This is a genomic window from Amycolatopsis sp. NPDC004169 (assembly GCF_040610315.1).
Taxonomy (GTDB): Bacteria; Actinomycetota; Actinomycetes; order Mycobacteriales; family Pseudonocardiaceae; genus Amycolatopsis.
Genome location: NZ_JBEXMD010000012.1, coordinates 69,781 through 86,328, shown reverse-complemented (window position 1 = coordinate 86,328; position 16,548 = coordinate 69,781). Strand labels below are relative to the sequence as shown.

The 16,548-nt window shown below is 68.5% G+C and carries 17 protein-coding genes; 6 read left to right on the top strand and 11 right to left on the bottom strand.

The window, feature by feature from the left end; all coding sequences use genetic code 11:
- Window positions 1-18 precede the first annotated feature (18 nt).
- The 4 genes from ABZX11_RS18515 to ABZX11_RS18500 form a co-directional block, all read right to left on the bottom strand.
- Window positions 19-1,005 (bottom strand): DUF4192 family protein, encoded by a 987-nt coding sequence (locus ABZX11_RS18515; protein WP_354914305.1) that lies wholly within the window; start codon window positions 1,003-1,005, stop codon window positions 19-21.
- 168 nt (window positions 1,006-1,173) lie between these two features.
- The gene (gene dprA, locus ABZX11_RS18510) at window positions 1,174-2,145 is read right to left on the bottom strand and encodes a DNA-processing protein DprA (protein ID WP_354914303.1); all 972 of its coding nucleotides are present in this window, start codon (window positions 2,143-2,145) and stop codon (window positions 1,174-1,176) included.
- A gap of 46 nt (window positions 2,146-2,191) precedes the next feature.
- Window positions 2,192-2,590, bottom strand: a complete 399-nt coding sequence (locus ABZX11_RS18505) for a hypothetical protein (RefSeq protein WP_354914301.1) — start codon at window positions 2,588-2,590, stop codon at window positions 2,192-2,194.
- A gap of 966 nt (window positions 2,591-3,556) precedes the next feature.
- A complete protein-coding gene (locus ABZX11_RS18500; RefSeq protein WP_354914299.1) occupies window positions 3,557-3,973 on the bottom strand; it encodes a hypothetical protein in 417 nt (138 codons plus the stop codon).
- Window positions 3,974-4,434: 461 nt separating this feature from the next.
- Here ABZX11_RS18500 and ABZX11_RS18495 point away from each other — a divergent pair, with 461 nt between their 5' ends.
- From ABZX11_RS18495 to ABZX11_RS18470, 6 genes are all read left to right on the top strand, one after another.
- Complete coding sequence (locus ABZX11_RS18495; protein ID WP_354914297.1) at window positions 4,435-5,358, top strand: hypothetical protein; 924 nt, start codon at window positions 4,435-4,437, stop codon at window positions 5,356-5,358.
- Window positions 5,355-8,366, top strand: coding sequence for a tetratricopeptide repeat protein (locus tag ABZX11_RS18490; RefSeq protein ID WP_354914295.1), 3,012 nt, complete (start codon window positions 5,355-5,357; stop codon window positions 8,364-8,366). Before ABZX11_RS18495 ends, ABZX11_RS18490 begins: the two co-directional genes overlap by 4 nt.
- Window positions 8,367-8,668: 302 nt before the next feature.
- A complete protein-coding gene (locus ABZX11_RS18485; protein ID WP_354914293.1) occupies window positions 8,669-8,914 on the top strand; it encodes a hypothetical protein in 246 nt (81 codons plus the stop codon).
- Window positions 8,911-9,489: a sigma-70 family RNA polymerase sigma factor gene (locus tag ABZX11_RS18480; protein WP_354914291.1), complete on the top strand. Its 579-nt coding sequence runs from the start codon at window positions 8,911-8,913 to the stop codon at window positions 9,487-9,489. The genes ABZX11_RS18485 and ABZX11_RS18480 overlap by 4 nt, the downstream gene beginning before the upstream one ends.
- Window positions 9,490-9,635: 146 nt before the next feature.
- Window positions 9,636-11,102, top strand: a complete 1,467-nt coding sequence (locus ABZX11_RS18475) for an EAL domain-containing protein (protein ID WP_354914289.1) — start codon at window positions 9,636-9,638, stop codon at window positions 11,100-11,102.
- A gap of 201 nt (window positions 11,103-11,303) precedes the next feature.
- A complete protein-coding gene (locus ABZX11_RS18470) occupies window positions 11,304-11,543 on the top strand; it encodes a hypothetical protein (RefSeq protein WP_354914287.1) in 240 nt (79 codons plus the stop codon).
- A gap of 183 nt (window positions 11,544-11,726) precedes the next feature.
- Here ABZX11_RS18470 and ABZX11_RS18465 read toward each other — a convergent pair whose 3' ends face one another.
- From ABZX11_RS18465 to ABZX11_RS18435, 7 genes are all read right to left on the bottom strand, one after another.
- Window positions 11,727-11,933, bottom strand: a complete 207-nt coding sequence (locus ABZX11_RS18465) for an ATP-binding protein (RefSeq protein ID WP_354914589.1) — start codon at window positions 11,931-11,933, stop codon at window positions 11,727-11,729.
- A gap of 211 nt (window positions 11,934-12,144) precedes the next feature.
- Complete coding sequence (locus ABZX11_RS18460) at window positions 12,145-12,642, bottom strand: DUF6283 family protein (RefSeq protein ID WP_354914285.1); 498 nt, start codon at window positions 12,640-12,642, stop codon at window positions 12,145-12,147.
- A gap of 280 nt (window positions 12,643-12,922) precedes the next feature.
- Window positions 12,923-13,432, bottom strand: a complete 510-nt coding sequence (locus tag ABZX11_RS18455) for a hypothetical protein (protein ID WP_354914283.1) — start codon at window positions 13,430-13,432, stop codon at window positions 12,923-12,925.
- A complete protein-coding gene (locus ABZX11_RS18450) occupies window positions 13,429-15,087 on the bottom strand; it encodes an alpha/beta hydrolase (protein ID WP_354914281.1) in 1,659 nt (552 codons plus the stop codon). The genes ABZX11_RS18455 and ABZX11_RS18450 overlap by 4 nt, the downstream gene beginning before the upstream one ends.
- On the bottom strand, window positions 15,087-15,380 hold the full coding sequence (locus tag ABZX11_RS18445) for a hypothetical protein (protein ID WP_354914279.1): 294 nt from the start codon (window positions 15,378-15,380) through the stop codon (window positions 15,087-15,089). The genes ABZX11_RS18450 and ABZX11_RS18445 overlap by 1 nt, the downstream gene beginning before the upstream one ends.
- 453 nt (window positions 15,381-15,833) lie before the next feature.
- Complete coding sequence (locus ABZX11_RS18440) at window positions 15,834-16,148, bottom strand: hypothetical protein (protein WP_354914277.1); 315 nt, start codon at window positions 16,146-16,148, stop codon at window positions 15,834-15,836.
- 65 nt (window positions 16,149-16,213) lie between these two features.
- A complete protein-coding gene (locus ABZX11_RS18435; RefSeq protein WP_354914275.1) occupies window positions 16,214-16,489 on the bottom strand; it encodes a hypothetical protein in 276 nt (91 codons plus the stop codon).
- Between the last annotated feature and the right edge of the window lie 59 nt (window positions 16,490-16,548).

The following is a 16,548-nucleotide window of genomic DNA, read 5'->3' as shown; positions in this document are numbered from 1 at the left end:
GCGTGGGGATCGTTAGTCCTACCAGCGGGTCGCGGCGATCCGGCCGGCGACCAGGTCCAGCTCGTGTTCGACGACGTCGGCGCGGGCGTGTTGCTGGAACAGCAGTCCGATAGTGGCTGCGCCTGGTGCGCCGTGGGCGTGGACCAGGGCCCGGGCGGTGAGGTGGCGGTCGCCGCGGCGGAGGGCGCTGGCGGCGATCAGGGTGGCCAGCCGGGCACGAGCGCTGGGATCGGTGCTGCCGCGGTGGAGGGCCATCCACAGCTGCTCGACCCGCTGGGGGTCCCGATCGGCCGGCGGCTGGAATAGGGGCCCGTAGACGGTGTTGTCGGCCAGCGCGGTGGTGACGGCGAACGCTGCGATGGTGTCGATGAATTCGCCGCGGCCGGCCTGGGTGGTGGCGTGGGCGACGAGCCAGTGGGCTTCGTCTGCGCGGCGCACCATCAGCGGCATGACCCGGCGGGTGAAGCGGTTGACGCGGGCGGGCAGGGTCTCGCCGGGTTGGGCGAAGGGCAGGCCCCAGGTCGGGGTTGGGGCGTCTCCGAGGAGGTGGAGGGGCGCGGCGTAGTCGAGGGCGGTGCGCGGGGCGATGACGGTGCCGAGGTGGGTGGGGCGGCGGTAGTCGCGCCACGGGGCGCCGGGGCGGGTGTTCGGGGCGCAGTAGCGGCCGAGGATGGTGTGCCCGGCGGGGTGCAGGTCGGCCTCGAGTGCGGCGATCGCGGCGCGCAGCGGAAGCCGGCCCCTGGCGTGCTCCTCGGTGATCACGACGACGACCAGGTCGGTGTCGCCTTCGGCCGGGATTACGGCCTGCACGTGCCCGGCGATCTCGTGGGTGGTCATGCCGCGCACCTGGGTGACGGGGAACGCCGCGCCGGTCGGTGTGGTGAGGCGCCCTCGACTGGTGAGGCGGGTGCGGGTGTGGGGTGGCAGGGCGATGACGTGCAGGGTGTCGACGCAGGTGTCCGGCAGGGAACCGATCAGTTCACCGGGGGTCAGGTACAAGGTCACGGTCGGCGCTCCTGGAGATCGGCCTCTCCGGCGAGCAGGCCGGGGAGGCGGTGGCGGCCCACGCAGGTGTGAGCCGCCACCGCCTGAGCGCGCGTCCCGGCGGCGGCCCGTGACACTCCCTGGCGTCACCAGGGCCTCGTCAGCCGGGGGCCGTCGCCGGAGCGTGCGCTAGCGTCGCCCGGCCTCATCCGCAGGGTGGGCCGTCTCCGGTTCCGTGCCGGCGCCGCTGTCCTCCTTGACGACGGCGATGACGTCAACGGCGGAGGTGACCAGGCGCGCGGTGCCGTCCTGGATCAGCTGATGGCACCCTGCCGATGTCGATGAGGACACCGGGCCCGGGAAGGCGAGGACGGGCCGGCCGAGCGTGCCGGCGAGGCGGGCGGTGTGGTGGGCGCCGCTGCGCCGGCCGGCCTCGACGATCAGGGTGGCCGTGGTGAGGGCGGCGGTGAGCCGGTTGCGGGCGAGGAAGCGGTGGCGCGCCGGCGGGGTGCCGGGCGGGTATTCGCTGACGAGGGCGCCGCGGTTGCTGACGATCCGGTTCAGCAGGCTGATGTGTCCGGCCGGGTAGCCGACGTCGATCGCGCAGCCCAGCACAGCGACGGTCACGCCGTCGGCGGAGAGGGCGCCGCGGTGCGCGGCGCCGTCGATGCCGTAAGCGGCGCCGGAGACCACCGGCACGCCTCGTGCGGCCAGCCCGTAGGCGAGGTCGGCAGCGTGGTGTTCGCCGTAGGCGGTGGCGGCCCGGGATCCCACGATCGCGATCGAGGGCGCGGCCGCCAGCTCGTCCAGCCGTACGTCGCCCTGAACCCACAGGCCCAGTGGTGGCCCGCCCAGGGCGCCGCCGTCGGCGTCCAGAGTGCTGAGTCCGGCGAAGACGTCGGCCGGCCACCCGTCATCCTCGGGGATCACGAACCGGCCACCGAGATCGGCGGCGGTCTGGAGACTGGTGTCGACGGAACGCCAGCTCACGTGGGGACGGCACTTGTGCAGGATCTCGGTGGGGGCGGTGCGTTCGGCTATGTGGTGGGCGGCGTCGACGGGCCCGATGTCGGCGATGTAGTGGGCGATGACCGGGGTGGTGGGTTCGGCGGCGTGCTGGAGGAACGCGCGGGCGTGCCGCGCGTCGGCGGATTCGGACATGAGACTCCTTCAGGCAGTGTGCTGGAGGGGGAGAGGGTGAGGGCGCTCAGGTGTCGTCGGGGAAGCGGCGGACGCGGATTTCGTCGCTGCGACGCTCGACGACGGTGCCGACGGGCCACTGCGCCGCGATCCGGAGCATCTCCATCGCGTCGTTGGTGGCGTCAGTGCGCAGTTTCGGGGTGTCCTGGAAGCGGAGGGCGAGGAGCATGGCGTAGAAGCGGTCGACGTACTCCGTCGGGGTCATGTCGGATTCGACGATCTCGGCCGTCGTGGTGGCCTGGCGGGTGTCGAAACCGACGAAGCTGCGTGCGCATCCGCAGATGGCGCTGTCGGGATTGTCGTGGCATGTGCTGGCGAGGTCGACGAGTTCGACGCCGGGAACGCTGTTGGAATCGTTGTCCCGCTCGCCTTGGGTGCGGTCGGTGGAGACGAAGTACTTGAGCACGGGTTCCTCCTCGGTGGCTCCGCCCGGGTGGGCGGTGGACGCGGCCTTCGCCAGCGGGCCCCGCGGATCCGGGGCAAGGCGGCGGCAGGCGAGAGGCGGTGTCCGCCGTGGACGGTGGGCTTGCCCCGGACCGCGGGTCTGCTGCACTGCGCTGCAGCCACGGCCAGTCGGGGTCGACCGGGGAGGTTGCGTCGGGTGCTGCGCATCGCGCATGACCTGACACCCAAAGTTATTACCAGAAAATCCGCCACACTTGTGGCGAATTACTGGTTTGTGGGGCACTCTGGTTTCAGAAGGTGATCAACGGTGGTCCACAGGGAGCGACCACAGTGGACCCTTCTGGGGATCCGGTCCGCTGCCAAACCCCCGGTGGTAGAGGGATTCCCGGCTCGGGAGGAGGCACTGGGGAGGGCGCTCCTCCCGAGCCAAAATCTTCATGGCCGACGTCGCCTGGCTGGCTCCAGCAGCGGTCATGCCTCAGGCTGATGTGATCAGAAGGCACGACACGAAGGTCCACTTTCCTTGCGCGCTTCGACGTATAGTTGCCCTCGCGTTCGAACGAGCACTCCGATCAGGCGGCCGTTAAGCGCGCCATCGATGAAGGAAGTGTCGATATGATGGCAAGTCCTCGTACGCGAAGTGGATTGCGGCGTCGCTGCTGACGTTCGGAGCGCTCGCGAGTTGCAATGGTGGTCGCCGCGGCGCCGGTGCAGGCAGCCGAACGCTCACCGGCCGCCGACGTGGTATCCGCCCAGAAGGACATCGGCGAGCAGAACGCGGACGCACCGGTGCTCGCGCCCGATGAAGCGTCGTTCTGGTCGATGCCGGAATTGCGGGGACCGGCGCAATGCCAGCGGAACCGGTCAGGTGTGACGAGATGGCGAAGTTCGAGGCGTCGCTGGCTTCGAGCAGGGGCGGACGGCAGTCAGGACCCGAAAGGCGGAATGCATTGACTCTAGCTGTTGTTCATCGACGGCGTACTTGTTGCGGAGAAGCTGAATATTCAATTTTTCTGGTGGCGGGCGCGGCACGGGGAGTGCGGCGCCGGTACAGGCGCAGGCCGCTATAGGCGAGTCCGCCGCCGAACAAGGATCCAGCCACAGTGCGGGCGACGCCGTTGCTGGCGGCCTCGCGGATCAGCGGGCTCACAGCGCCGGAGACTAAGCAGGCCACGACCACGACGACGATCAGCACCATCGCTAGCGCGATCAGCATGTCGCGGCGGACCTTGTCGTTGCGAATGCAGTCGTCAACGACGTTGCTCCACGGCTTCGCCGGAACCGCTCGTGGGCGCCGCCTCCGATGGGGATGCTGGGGCCGGGCTGTGACCGCCCGTCTGCCGGCGACGTTGGTCTTGCGGGCTCGGTTGTTGCGGTCGCTCACCGTGGCGTGACCATCCGACGGGAAACTGCCAGTCTCCTGGCCGACGCTGGGGTTCCGGCGGACGAAACGCCGTGACTGCGCGGCACCTGGTGAACCCGCTGACGCCGGCGAGGGTGTGCCGACCGGAAACAGGAAGTGTCGTCGTCGGGTGGCAGTGCGTGTTTTGGGTTGTCGCGACCTGTCATCATTGGGCTCCGTCGTGTCGTCGTGTTGGTGTCCAGGCCGGGTCTCTTGCCGGTCTATAGAGCGCAAACTGCAATTCAGGTAACACCCTCTTGATGTGACGCAGGTCACGGTCAGGATGGTGGGAATTTCCGTTACCGACGCGGCCGAGCCCGACATACGAGGGCGTGTACGTAAGTGACGCCGGAGCGCAGCGCCGGGACAGAGGAAGGTGACCACGTGGATGAGCCCCGGGAAGTGGGGCTTCCGACAATGCGGCTCGGGCGGAGGAGACGGATGTGAGCGAGCAGGCCGCAGCGCAGCCGTCACCTTCGGCTGCGCACCTACAACCGGCAGAGCAGCACCCGCGGCCCGCCGGTGGTGATGACGACGAGCTCGAGCTATCTCTGGCGCCGATCGAGCAGGCGATCATCGACAGCGCCGCTTTGCCCGGGTCACACCATGAGGAGGAGCAGCATGCGGCGGAGAATCTGCAGCGCCTCGAAGCCGACCGGGATCTCGTCGAGCAGCTGCGCGCCGACGGCTTCACAGGCCCGCGGTTCGACTTGTTCCAGAGGATGCTGGTCAGCTACGGGATCCCGGTGATCCGTTCCTGGATCACCCGGCGGCTGATCTACGATCTGTGTGCCGCCCACGGCCGAGGGATGAAGGCTCTCGCGCCGGACGAGGTCCGCGAGTACCTGGCCGGCCGTGCCGGACAGGACGACCGAGTGGAATTGGCGCTGGAGACGGTGGCGATAGCGTTGAAGATGTTCCGGGAACGTGCGCTGCTGGGCGGGCAGTGGTCTCCGGAGAAGGGCGCAGCGCTGGGAACCTACTTCATCGGTGCCTGCCTGCTGGCCTTCCCAAACGTTTTTCGCAGTTGGGTCCGTGAGTACAAGCGCTGGCAGCCCGTTCAGCGCTACGGGCTGCCGGATTCGGCTGGTGAGCAGCTCAAGGACCGCAGACAATCCCTGGATCGCGGGTTCGACGAAGACCCGGCCGACGTCGCGTGCGGCCGAGCCTTGGTGCTGAACCACCTGCATCTGCTGCGGGAGCAGCCTGCCGCGACTGTGTATGTGGTCGCGGCGGTGGTGCTGCAGGGCAAGAGCTATGCCGAAGTCGGTAGTGAGGTCGGCCTCAGCGCGGAAGCCGTGAAGCAGCGGCTCTATCGTTACCGCATCGAACTCCAGCGCCGGCAGGCCAACCGGAGGACGTCATGAGCACCAGCTCCGAGAACGAACCCTCTGAGAACGAATCCTTCGTGGCCGAGCGCAGTGCCATCCTCGAATACCTCGCACACCTGCAGATGCTCGCGCCCACCCCCGCGCGGGACGCTGCGATGCGGGAGCTGGGCGCGCTCCCCGCCGACGGCGGCTCTGGGACGACGGACCTCGCCCAGGTAGAGGCTGCACGGCGGAGGTTGCTGGAGTTCCAGGCGCAGTTAGAGACGACCACCCTCGGCACCCTTGAGGCTCGCGGCTTGCGGCAGCGGACTACTTCGCTGGAGGCCGCGGTTGTGGTGAGCCGCAGCGAACACAGTCTGGGGGCGCCTACGGCACCGCACCGACGGGCGCTTGCGATTCTCGCCGACGATCTGCGGCGCCTGCGACAGCAGGCGGGCGTCTCCGTGCGAGTGCTGGCCGAGCGCAGCGGAGTGCCGAAGTCGACCATCGGCGACTACCTCTACGGGCGGGTGATCCCGCCGCGTGAGGCGCTCGCGAAGTTGCTGCAGACCTGCGGGGTGACCGAGCCCGGCGACGTCCGGCAGTGGTTGCGACGGCGCGATGAGCTGGCCGAACCGTTCGAACTGGCCGTTCGCGGCCCGCAGACGGCCGACCACGACCTCCCCGCGGCTGTCGAGGATCCCTCGGACAGGTCGACCGGTGATTCAGCCGTGTCGTCGGACGTCCCCGCGCCGGCGTCGCGGACCACCGAGCCGCAGATGAAACCGAGCTCAATGAAGCCAGTTCCACGGGCGATGAAGCCACCACATGCGGACCCGCAGGCGACGCCGGCGGTGTGGCACGTGCCGCCTGACGTCGGTGAAGTTGTCGGGCGCGACGGTGTGCTTGATGAGCTCGACGCGTTCACTACGGATTCGGCTGGCCTGCCGCGTGCCGAGATGGTGGTGCTCACCGGCGGACCGGGCGTGGGCAAGACGACGGTCGCGCTGCGGTGTGCCCACCGTGCCGCGGGGCGCTATCCGGACGGCGTGGTCATGCTCGACCTGCGCGGTGACGGCCAGGCTGCTGGGCGCACTGCCGCGGACGTCGTCGAGCTGCTCTTAGAACTATTGGATGTCCAGGTCCATCAGATCGTCTCGCCAGCCGTCCGGGTCGCTCGTCTGAGCCAGCTGCTGGTGCAACGACGGATGCTGGTGATCTTGGACAACGTGGCCCGCACAGAGCAGGTTAAGCCCCTGCTGGGCGTCCTCGCGGGATGCACGGTCGTCGTGGTTACCCGCCACCGGTTGCCGGCGCTGGCTGCTGGGACAAGCCCCGTGGTGACGGTGGGCCCGCTATCCGAAGCGGCAGCGCGGGAGCTGCTGGAACAGCGGATCGGGGCGCCGGCCCGGCAGGATCCGGCCGGCACGAGCAGACTGATCCGGCTATGCCGAGGCAACGCGCTTGCGCTGACTTTGGTGGCCGTCCGAGCAGTAACGCGGACCGGGATACGGTTGACGACTCTCGCGGAAACGCTACGCGCCGCTGACACGCTGCTGGACCTGGGCAGCCACGGCGACGGGCTCGACTCGACCCTGCGGTCGGCCTTCACTGTGTCGGTTCAGGGGCTGGGCGCTGCCGAACAGCGGACCTTCTCGATGATCGGGCTCCATCCCGGCGTGGAGGTGACGCCGGAGGCGATCGCGGCGGCGGACGGGCGTCCGGTGTCCAACGTGCGCCGGTCGCTGGACGTGCTGGTCGCCGCGCATCTGATCGAGCGAGTTTCCGACCTGGACCGTTACCGGGTGCACACGCTGCTGCAGCTGTACGCGGCGTCACTGGCCAGGACGCTGCCCGACTTCGAGCTGGCGCGGCGCCGGCTGCTGGAGTTCTACCTGCTGACCGCGTTCGAGGCGCACCAGCTCGTCCGCCCACGTCGTCGTCGCCCGGAGATGTCACAGATCAGCGACGGCGTCGTCGCCGTCCGGTTCGCCACGCCGGCGGGGGCACGGCAGTGGTTCCTGCGGGAGCGCAGGGCCCTCACCTCGTCGGTCGAGCTCGCCGAGCGTGCGGGGTTCCACGACATCGCATTGACGCTGCCGTCGCTCACGGCGGACGTGTTCGACCAGTACGGCTATTTCAATGACATCATCAGGGGGTTCACGGTCGCGGCATCCTCGGCCGCGGCGGTCGGCGACGTGTACGCGGAGGCGTCGAGCCTGAACGACCTCGGCCACACCCTGCTGCTGATGGGGCAGGAATCGCGAGCTGAGCCCTATCTGGAGGCGGCGTTGCGCCTGGCCGACGCTCACGGTATCGGGATCGGCCGGGTGACAGCGATGCTCAACATGGCTCGGCGGCACCTGCACGCTGGCCGGATCACAGAAGCGGTGGAGATGTCACGGGAGGCGCTGGTGGCCGCGCGCGAGCTGGGTGACCCGGAACGGTACGCGGCGGCGCTGCACCGCCTCGCGGACGCGCTGCTGGGACAGCGCGAGCACCATGGTGAGGCGCTCGAGCTGTATCAGGAAGCGCTGGCGCTGCGCGAACGCAACGACGACGGACCGGGGTGCATCCGGACCCGTATCGCGCTGGGGGATCTGCTGACCAGGATGGAACGGCACACGGAAGCAGACGAGCAATGCCGCAAGGCGTCCGCGCTAGTTGCGAGAAAGCACTACCTGCCGTCGGCGGCGAAGCTGAACACCGTGTTGGCGCGACTTCGTCACGCGGAAGGCCAGGACCGCGCTGCCCTACGTCACGCTCACCAGGCTATGGAGCTTGCGGACCGATCGAGGCACGCGACGAGCCGTGGGCGGGCGCTGGACACACTGGCGACGATCCTGCGAGACCGGGGCAACGTGGAGGACGCTCGCGCGTTGTGGTTGCGAGCGGCGCAGCTGTTCCGCGGCCGGGAATGGATCGGGCAGGCGCTGCGGATCGAGGGGTTGCTGGCAGAGCTGGATGCCCCGCTGGACTCGCGGGCTCACGAGGGCGATTCGCGGGTCCGCGAGAGCGTGGCTGACATCGTGGGGACTCCGACTTCGCGGTTGTCGCTTTCGTGAGACCGGCGGACTCGTGGAGCGCGGCACGCGCCGCGAGGTTCCCGGGGGTGCCGTTATCGCCATCGTCGTCAGTGTCGGAGACGTTGTCGTCAGCGGCGGCGTGGAGTGGTGGTTTCGTCGGTCGTGTCTGTCAGGAGTGCAGCAGATGCCCTGGCCGTTGCCAGCTTCGAGTGGGCGACGATCTGCTGACGTGACACCTTCGGGTGAACCCCCTTCACGATCATGGCCTGGGCGGCGTGGTGGAGGTGGAGGGCGCGCGAAACGGCGCGCGTCCCGGTCCCGTTGGGAAGGAGGGTCACCTGGTGACGTACCTGGTGACCGCGTTTGCTGCATCGGTCACGTCGCTGACCGGCCGCTGGCTGTGGTGGACGCTCGCGGACGTGGTCCGCGGGCTGTACCGGCTGGCCGCGCAGCGCCACATCGTTCTGCTCGCCATGCGTGTGCTCGCCGCCGGTGGCGATGTCGAGTGGCGCGTGCGCGGTCGCGGGCTCGACGTGCGAGTCAGCAGCCGCCCGGCGGCCCCGAGTGGGCCGCCGACGGCGACGTGAACGCCGATGACCATCCGCTCCCGCAGGACTGCGCGCGAACGCCGGAGGAACTGGCCGAGTACCGGGATTTCTTCCGCGACAACCGCGGCTATCTCCTCTGGCACGTCAGGCGGATGATCCCCGGCCACGACCATGTGCTGGTCGCTGACGAGGCGCTGGTGCGGGTCTGGGCGACTTGGCGGCAACCAGAGGGGCCGCGACTGGCGTGGGCGTTGTCGATCGCGAACAACCTTGCTCGCGATCTCCGGCGCCGCACCCGGGAGTTCGCCGACGAGGTCCTTGAGGACACCGTCCCGCTGTGGACGACTCCAGTGGACGCTGAACAGCATTTCGAGCTGCGCGAGACGCTGCAGTATGCGGCGGAGAATCTCCCGCCGAGGGAGTTCGCGGCGATCCTGTTGCAAGTTTTGGGCTACACCACGATCGAAGTGACCGAGCAGATCGGGGCTCGGCCGGACTCGGTCCGCCGCTACCGCAGCGACGGGCGCAAGAAACTGGAGGATTGGCGCAGTTGCGGCCGCCCGCAGCCACGTACTGGTCCGGGCCTCGACCCGGGCCGGGGAGGAGCATCCTGATGAACCCATCCCAGCACCAACGCCAGGAAGAACTGCGGCAGCTGAGAAACCGTCTGCGCGCCCTTCCCGGTGGAGAGCCCCCCGCGATGCCGAATGGGTCATTCGGGAAAGCGACGGTGACCAGATCGCTAGCTGAGGGAGACATCGTGCACCTGCTCGCCCAGCGGGAGCTTGCCGGCGGGCAGCTCTCCCACTTTGACCCCGCCGCGCTTCCGCTGTCCTTGCACCCCGCCGGCGTCGCCAACGTCTGCGGCGGTGCGAGCGAGTCACGCCACGTCGACGAAGAATTCCTCGCGCTGGCTGACGCGGCGCGCGCCGAGCCCGGCGGCGCGCTGATCGTCGTGGTCCGGCTTCCGGATTGCACCGCCGGCGGCCCCCTGACCGATACCGAGGTCGAGCAGCTGCACGGGGCGGTCGCCAAGCGGGTGACCGCAACGCTGGGGGATCCGCGCCAGGTCCAGCTCAGCGGTGACGGCTCAGATCTGCTTGCCCTGGTGCCCGGCCGGCACATCGATCGGAACTTTCAGCGTCGGCTATCCCAGCTAGCTGAGGCTCTGGTCACGCCGGTGCTGGTCGGCGGGCGCTACGCGCCGGTCCGTGCTCACCTGGCGCTCGTGCCGCTCACAGCCGACGCGGACCTTTCTGCCGCTGTGGCCTTGAGGGGCGCCCGGGCTAGGCTGCCTGTGCTCGAGCCCCTGACCTGGACAGCGCCCACGAAGGCCGTGGACGTGAGTCCTGATGACCTCACTGAGCGGGCCGGGTTGCTGCTGCGGGCCCGCGCGGCCGTCGCAGCAGGGCGGTTTGTGCTCCTCTACCGCGACATCCACAGCGTCAGCGAGCCTGGCGTCGCCGGCGGTCGCGCGATCCCGATGTGGATCGACACCGACGGCACCGAGCATCCCTTCACCGAACTCGGTGACATCGCCGATGCCACCGGGCTCATCCGGGAAGTCTTCGACCACACGCTGCCTGCGCTGTGCCGCGACCTGCTGCTGTGGCGGGCCGCCCGGCGCCGCAGCACCCCGCACGTGCTGCTTGACATTCCAGAGCTGCTGCTGCGGGAGCGCTACCTGCAGGACCGGCTGGCTGCGGTCTTACAGGCGGGACCGGTGCCACCGTCGCTGCTGATTCTCGGCATTCCGGCTGCGGCCCTGGCCACCGTTCAGGGGATCGACGAGCACCTGCACCAGCTCAGCGACATCGGAGTCCAGCTGGCCATCAACGGCTACGGCGACACCCACACCCCGCTTGCAGTCCTGGCCCGGCGACGCTGGCACCTCGCGATCATTCCTCGCGCGGTGCTGGCCAAACTCGAAGACCGCCATCCCGACGGCGTCGACGCCGAACGCGTCGTCATCCGGGCGCTCGTCGACGTCGCCGACCAGCTCAAGGTCCGCGTGCTTGCTGACGACACCGCGCTGCCTGTGGCCCGCCGCTATCTGCTCAACGGCCTACACATCCCGCCACGCGTTCCCATCACCGCGGTCGAACTGGCCGAACGAGCGTGGATCGAACTACCTGATTTTCCGCCGGAGCGTTGTGAACCAGGCAACTTCTCCGCCCCTACCTCGCGACCCGGACATGCGGTGCCCGCGCAGCGGGCGGATCGGTGAACTACGCATTGCTGGTTGTGACGGTGGGAACCGACCGCGGTTGTTCCTGGGTTGTGACCGCAGTCGGCAGCGCGGAGCTTGATCAATGTCGGTGAGAAGTGACCACGGTCTGGATCCTTGTGTCTAGTCCCCGCCCGTCGCGAATCGTGCGTGGCCGGGGTCGCGTGCAAGGCAGGACGCGGGGCGGGGACAATCGGCATCATGAGTGTCGAGATCGAGTTGGTCGACGGTCCCGCGGGCCAACGCCGCATCGTCATCGACAGCGATCCATTCAACCCGCGCGAAACCGTCGAGATGCAGCAGGAGCCCAGCGCCCGGGCTCTCGATCCCGCAACGCCGCTGCCGCCCGGCCGGCGCCTCCTTTACCGCCGCGCCGAACCGAGCCCAGACGACCACGGCCCGCTCTGGCGCTACCGCTTTGAACGCGAACTTCCTCTCTGAACACTCCGTGCTGGCGGCCGGGCTGGCCGCGCCCGAGTGGCGATTGCGGCAGGCGAACGAGCGTCGGTGGAGTTCGACGTCGCCATGAAGCTGGCCCGCACCGACGCGCTGGTCTACCTCGATTCGATGCCTGGGGGTCACAGTAACGCTCGCCGAGATCGGGCGGATATGCCCTAAGCTGAGTCAAGATCTGCTTTGAGGTCGTCGGGTGTGGGTTAGGCGGTAGGATCCGGTGCCGGTCTCGATGATGTTGCCGCCGAGGGTGAGCCGGTCGACGATGGCGGCGCAGAGCCGCGGGTCGGTGAAGGTCTTCGTCCAGCCGGCGAAAGACTCGTTGGAGGCGATCGCCTTCACCACGGTGCGGCGGCCGACGTTGTACTTGCGCTCCAGAGCTCGCCCGACATCCTCGACCGCGCGTCCCGGCGGATTGCCGACGGCGGTTGTGAGCTAAGCATGATGGGAGGCGGCGCGGTTGGCGTGTTCGCCATGCACGCACGCATGTGACTCGCCGCTGGCCGCCAGGCGCACCGGGCCCGCGAGATGGTGATGGTTGGGAGGGGAAGGGACCGGCAGGCAGATAAGGATTGTCAGGGGAGCCGGTTCAGCTGTGTGGTGTTTGCGCGGCGGTGTTTTCCGCTGTCCAGGCGTGGCTTCGTTTGTCGTCTTCGACGAGGTCGGCGCGGACTCGTCGAATCTTCTCAATCGTACGCAAGGCTTCCGCATCGGGATCGGACATGTTGCGTACGCCGTGTGCGGCGGCTTCCGCGCCGCTGTCGAAAAGGGGTACTGGCGACTGGTAATTCACCGTAGCTTGCGCGGTTTCCGGGGTGATGCGGCCGGAGATGACCGCGAGCCGCAGGGCGAGAAGTTCGTCGCCGTCGTGGCAGCCGGCCCAGCCGGCGCAGATGCGTCGGCGGGTGTCGTCAGTGTCGTTCTGGTGACATTGGAACAGGCCACCCGGCTGCGTTCCTGTTTCCGTATCGTAGCGAGGGAGCTTTGCGTACTCGCTCACGTGCCAGACTCCCGAGGGGACGTCACGCCGGTAAGGGCAGGAGACGCATGGTCTCGGCGCAGGAGGTCCGATCTCGTTGTCGTTCACGCTCAGCCTCCGTATCGTGGGCGCATCAACGGTCGCCTGCACTTCCGGTTATCGTCCAGCAGTCTCCCATAATGGCCTTCGGCGGGGATCGTCGGCGTCGATGGCACCTGACAGGTCTCCGTGGTGAAGCGGGCGTCCGAAGCGTCGTTGGCCGACGCGCCTCGACGCAGCGCGGGCAGGCTCCCACGAAGTCGTCCACTGGAGACTGGGAGCTGCCGCGGAATTGTTGTGGTGGGTCGATACGGCAGAAGCCAGCTTTCCCCCAAGGTCGATTTCGGCGCTAGCGGTTGGCGGGGGGCGTGCCGTCTCGCCAGACGCATGGTGTGCTGGCGCCGATGTTGAGGCGGCCGGCGGAGGATGCTTCCAGGCTCATGAGGTAGTCGTCTCGTGAGGCGTTGAGGAAGAGATCGTGAGGGCGTTTGTCGGCTTCCACGTGCCAGCCGTTGGCCGCAAACCAGGTCTTCAGCTTGTCGAAGTACGTGGTGTTGGCTGTTTTGTCGATCCCGTCGACCCAGTAATTGACGCTTGTCAGGACTTTGCCGGTGGGCCTGTCCGTGGGGTCGTTGCACTGCAGGGGCTGGGGTCCCTGGTCGGTGAGGTGGAATCCGCCGGGGAAGACGGCGCCTGCTGCGTCCTTGACCATCTTGTCTGCGTTGGCTTGGACCTCGGCAAGTGAGGCGGTCTTTTCCATGTCCCCTTGTTCTCCGCACGCCGACACCGTGAACAGCAGCGCCGTTGCTGCTGCGGCTGCGAGGGCGCGCGTGATGGTTGTCCGGATCCTGGTGTTCATGGTCGGCCTCCGGCGATGACGTTGCCCATTGACCTGAGCGAGTCGGAGCGGGGGAGCCAGTAGTCGCCGTGTGAGGTCAGCGGGTTGGTCGATTCGGACTGGAAGGTTTGTCCGCCGAACCAGGCTGTTGTCGGGTCGGGGCCGAGGGGATCGATCGTGTCGGCGGCGGGGTTGTCGAAGTTGGTCAGGGCGGGGATCGGGTCGGTGGGTGCTTTGGTGGAGTAGAGGTGCTGGCCGACTTGGTCGGGTGGGATGCCGTCGAGGCGCAGGTCGCCTGCGTGTTGGACGCCGACGCCGGGGCTGGCGACCATGACGAGGTTGTCGGCGGGGAGTCCGAGGTCTCGGGCGGTTTGTCCGACGACGGTGGTGCCGTAGCTGTGCCCGATGATCGTCGTGTTGACCTCGCCGGGCTGGTGGGTGGCGCCGAGGCCGTCCTGGAAGCGGCGGAGTGAGGTTTCGGCGTGGTCGGCGTAGCTGGTGCTGGCGGCGTCGACGAGGGTTTGCGGGGCGTCGTAGCCGGCCCAGGTGATGACCGAGGTCGAGGGTGATCCGGCGCGTTGGGCGGCTTGGACCATGGCGTCGGAGCGGTTGATGTCGGTGGCCATGCCGTCGTTGATGCCGGCGGTGGTGCCGGGGACGTAGGTGGCGACGTTGACGGCGGTGTCGGGGTTGCCGATGGCGATGATGGCCTGGCCGGAGTTCTGGGGGTTGATGCCGAGCAGGTAGGCGTGGGGTTGGCCGGGCAGGGGGTTGGTGAGGCGGTCGTTGATCTGGTCCATCCCGGTCAGTGTGCTGTTGAGGCGGTCGCGTTGCCGCTCGAGGTCGAAGTACTCGTTCTGCTGGGTGGGGTCGCTTTGGTTCAGGCTGTCCATCCGGTGCTGCAGTTCGTCGCGTTGGCGTGTGAGGTCGTCGTACTGCTGGGTGAACACGACGCGGTTGGCTTTGTCGCGGATGTCGGCGGGGATGCCGTCCATGGCGCCGAGGGCGGCGGGCCGGTCGTGCAGCAGCATCGCCTGGCCGGCGGGTGACAGCGAGTTCCACCAGGCGGCCGCCTGGGACGGTGTGGCGTTGGGTGGCGGTTCGGGCAGGGTGAGGCCGGGGTCGCGGGCGCCGTCGGCGGCCGCGGCGGTGACGGTGGTTTCGTCGCCGGTGCCGAAGTCGCCTTCCTGGGCCCGCTTCAGGACGGAGGCGAGGTCGGCGTCGATGTCGTCGGCGGTGCGCAGCGCCTGGGTGACCGCGTCGGCGACCTGGGTGCGGATTCGGGCGCGGTCCTCGGGATGGATGTCCGGTGGCGCGTGGCCCGCGGGGAAGGTGTCGATGAGGGTGCCGTCCTCGGCGATGCGGTAGCCGTACTTGGCGGCGAGGGCTTCGGCGTTGGTGATGGCGTGCTGCACGCCGGTGATGGCGTCGGCGGCCTGGCCGATCGCTTTGGCGACGACGCTGGCGCCGGCAGCCATCTTGTCGATCCGGGTAAAGAGGCTGTGGTGGGCCGAGCCGGCGGTGTCGGCGGCCGGGCCGGACCAGCCGTCAACGGGCATGATTTTGCCGAAATCGTCACCTGAATGGGTGAGGATGTGGAGTCGTTGCTGCACGGTCTGGAAGATCTCGTCGAGTTGCGCGGCGTTCCACCGTTTGACGTCGGAGAGCGCGACCATCAGCGTGGCCCGTGCAGTCGGCCGGCGTCGGTGGTCGCGGTGGCGGCACCCTGGTCGCCGGCTTCGTAGCGGTCCGCGGCGAGGCCCAGGTCGCTGTCATGGCGTTCGGCGTCGCTGCACCAGCCGCGGAACGTCATGCTCCAGCTCGCCCCGAACGAGGCTGCGGCCGGCGCTGCTTGGCCGCCGGGGAGGGCGTCGGTGAGTCCGGTGACGGGTTGGGCGCAGTCGGCGCTGCGCAGCTGGCTGAGCGCGTCGGCAATGGCTCGTCCGGCGGCTCGGAGCGCGTCAGGCACCGTCCGGAATCCCACTGTGTTCCCTCCCCGTAGTCGCGAAATCACCCTACGGGATATTTGTGGACGGCTTCAACGCCGCGGGGTCACCCGGGAGGTCGATGAAGGCAGGTCAGGGGCCTCTACCTAGATCAGGTTGAGTAGAAGCACTCAGCTGGGCGGTTCCCCCATCCGACTGGCCTCGTCGGATGGGCTCTCTGGAGGCACAGCGGGCTCCGTGTTGAGCGTGGCCGCGGCTGCGTCGAGCAGTTGAGCGAGTCGAGCTGCGGAGGCTGGTGGGACGGTGCCGGCTCGGGCGGCTGCGCGTACTCGGTCCGCCGCTGAGGCGATCGTTGCGGAGATGTCGCCTGGGGCAAGGTCAGAGCTGGGCGTGGGGTCGGGGGAATGCGACGGTGGTTGCATGGCAGCTTCTTTCGGTGTGTGAAGAGGTGGTCAGGGGGACTGAGGTGGACGTCGTTACTGCGGTTGCCTTGGAGGCCGGCCCCGACCACGCAGCTCGACGCCGGCTTCGAGCAGCATGCGTTTCGTGATGTCCCGGCCAAGTCCGAAGGCTTTCCCGGTGTCCTGGATCGATTTGCCGCTGTGGTAGGTCTCGACCATTCCCGGCGGCGCGGACGGTGTCATCGGTTGCGGTGCCCGGAAGATGACGCCCTGTCGTTGCAGGACGGTACGCAGTGTCCGGTAGCTGCCGTCGAAGTCGGCCAGCAGAGCGTTGAGCGTGGCGCCGGCGAGGTACCGGCGTTTCAGCTCGGCCGCCTCGTCGGCCGGCACACCCTCAGGGCGTCGGAGTGTCCGTCTGCCGGGAGCGTGCCGCTGGTCGGTGTCGTTCACACGCATCAGTGCTGCTCTGCTCGGGCGGTGCCTGAGCGAAGGAGACGGGTGTACTTCTGCACCGCGTTGGTCTGGAGTGTGAAGCACCAGCCGGTCCAGTCGTCCTCTTCGGTCTGGCCCTGCTCTCGCAGGCGTTCACCGGCCAGCCGGAACATTTCCGCGTTGTACCGGTGAAACTCGATCATCTGCCCTAGTTCGGCGTCTGGTCCGGGGTTGCGGGTGTTCATGTCGCGCTGCGCAGCCGACAGCGTTTCCGGGACCACGGTGACCTCGGTGGTCATGATGTGACCCGGTGCGCCGGTCGGACGTCTGTTCCGACGGCGAGGCTGATCGTTAATTG

Coding starts and splice junctions, on each gene's coding strand:
- dprA (WP_354914303.1), bottom strand. CDS start 2,145: ATGTCCGAATCCGCCGACGCGCGGCACGCCCGCGCGTTCCTCCAGCAC.
- ABZX11_RS18490 (WP_354914295.1), top strand. CDS start 5,355: ATGAGCACCAGCTCCGAGAACGAACCCTCTGAGAACGAATCCTTCGTG.
- ABZX11_RS18470 (WP_354914287.1), top strand. CDS start 11,304: ATGAGTGTCGAGATCGAGTTGGTCGACGGTCCCGCGGGCCAACGCCGC.
- ABZX11_RS18455 (WP_354914283.1), bottom strand. CDS start 13,432: ATGAACACCAGGATCCGGACAACCATCACGCGCGCCCTCGCAGCCGCA.
- ABZX11_RS18450 (WP_354914281.1), bottom strand. CDS start 15,087: ATGGTCGCGCTCTCCGACGTCAAACGGTGGAACGCCGCGCAACTCGAC.
- ABZX11_RS18435 (WP_354914275.1), bottom strand. CDS start 16,489: ATGACCACCGAGGTCACCGTGGTCCCGGAAACGCTGTCGGCTGCGCAG.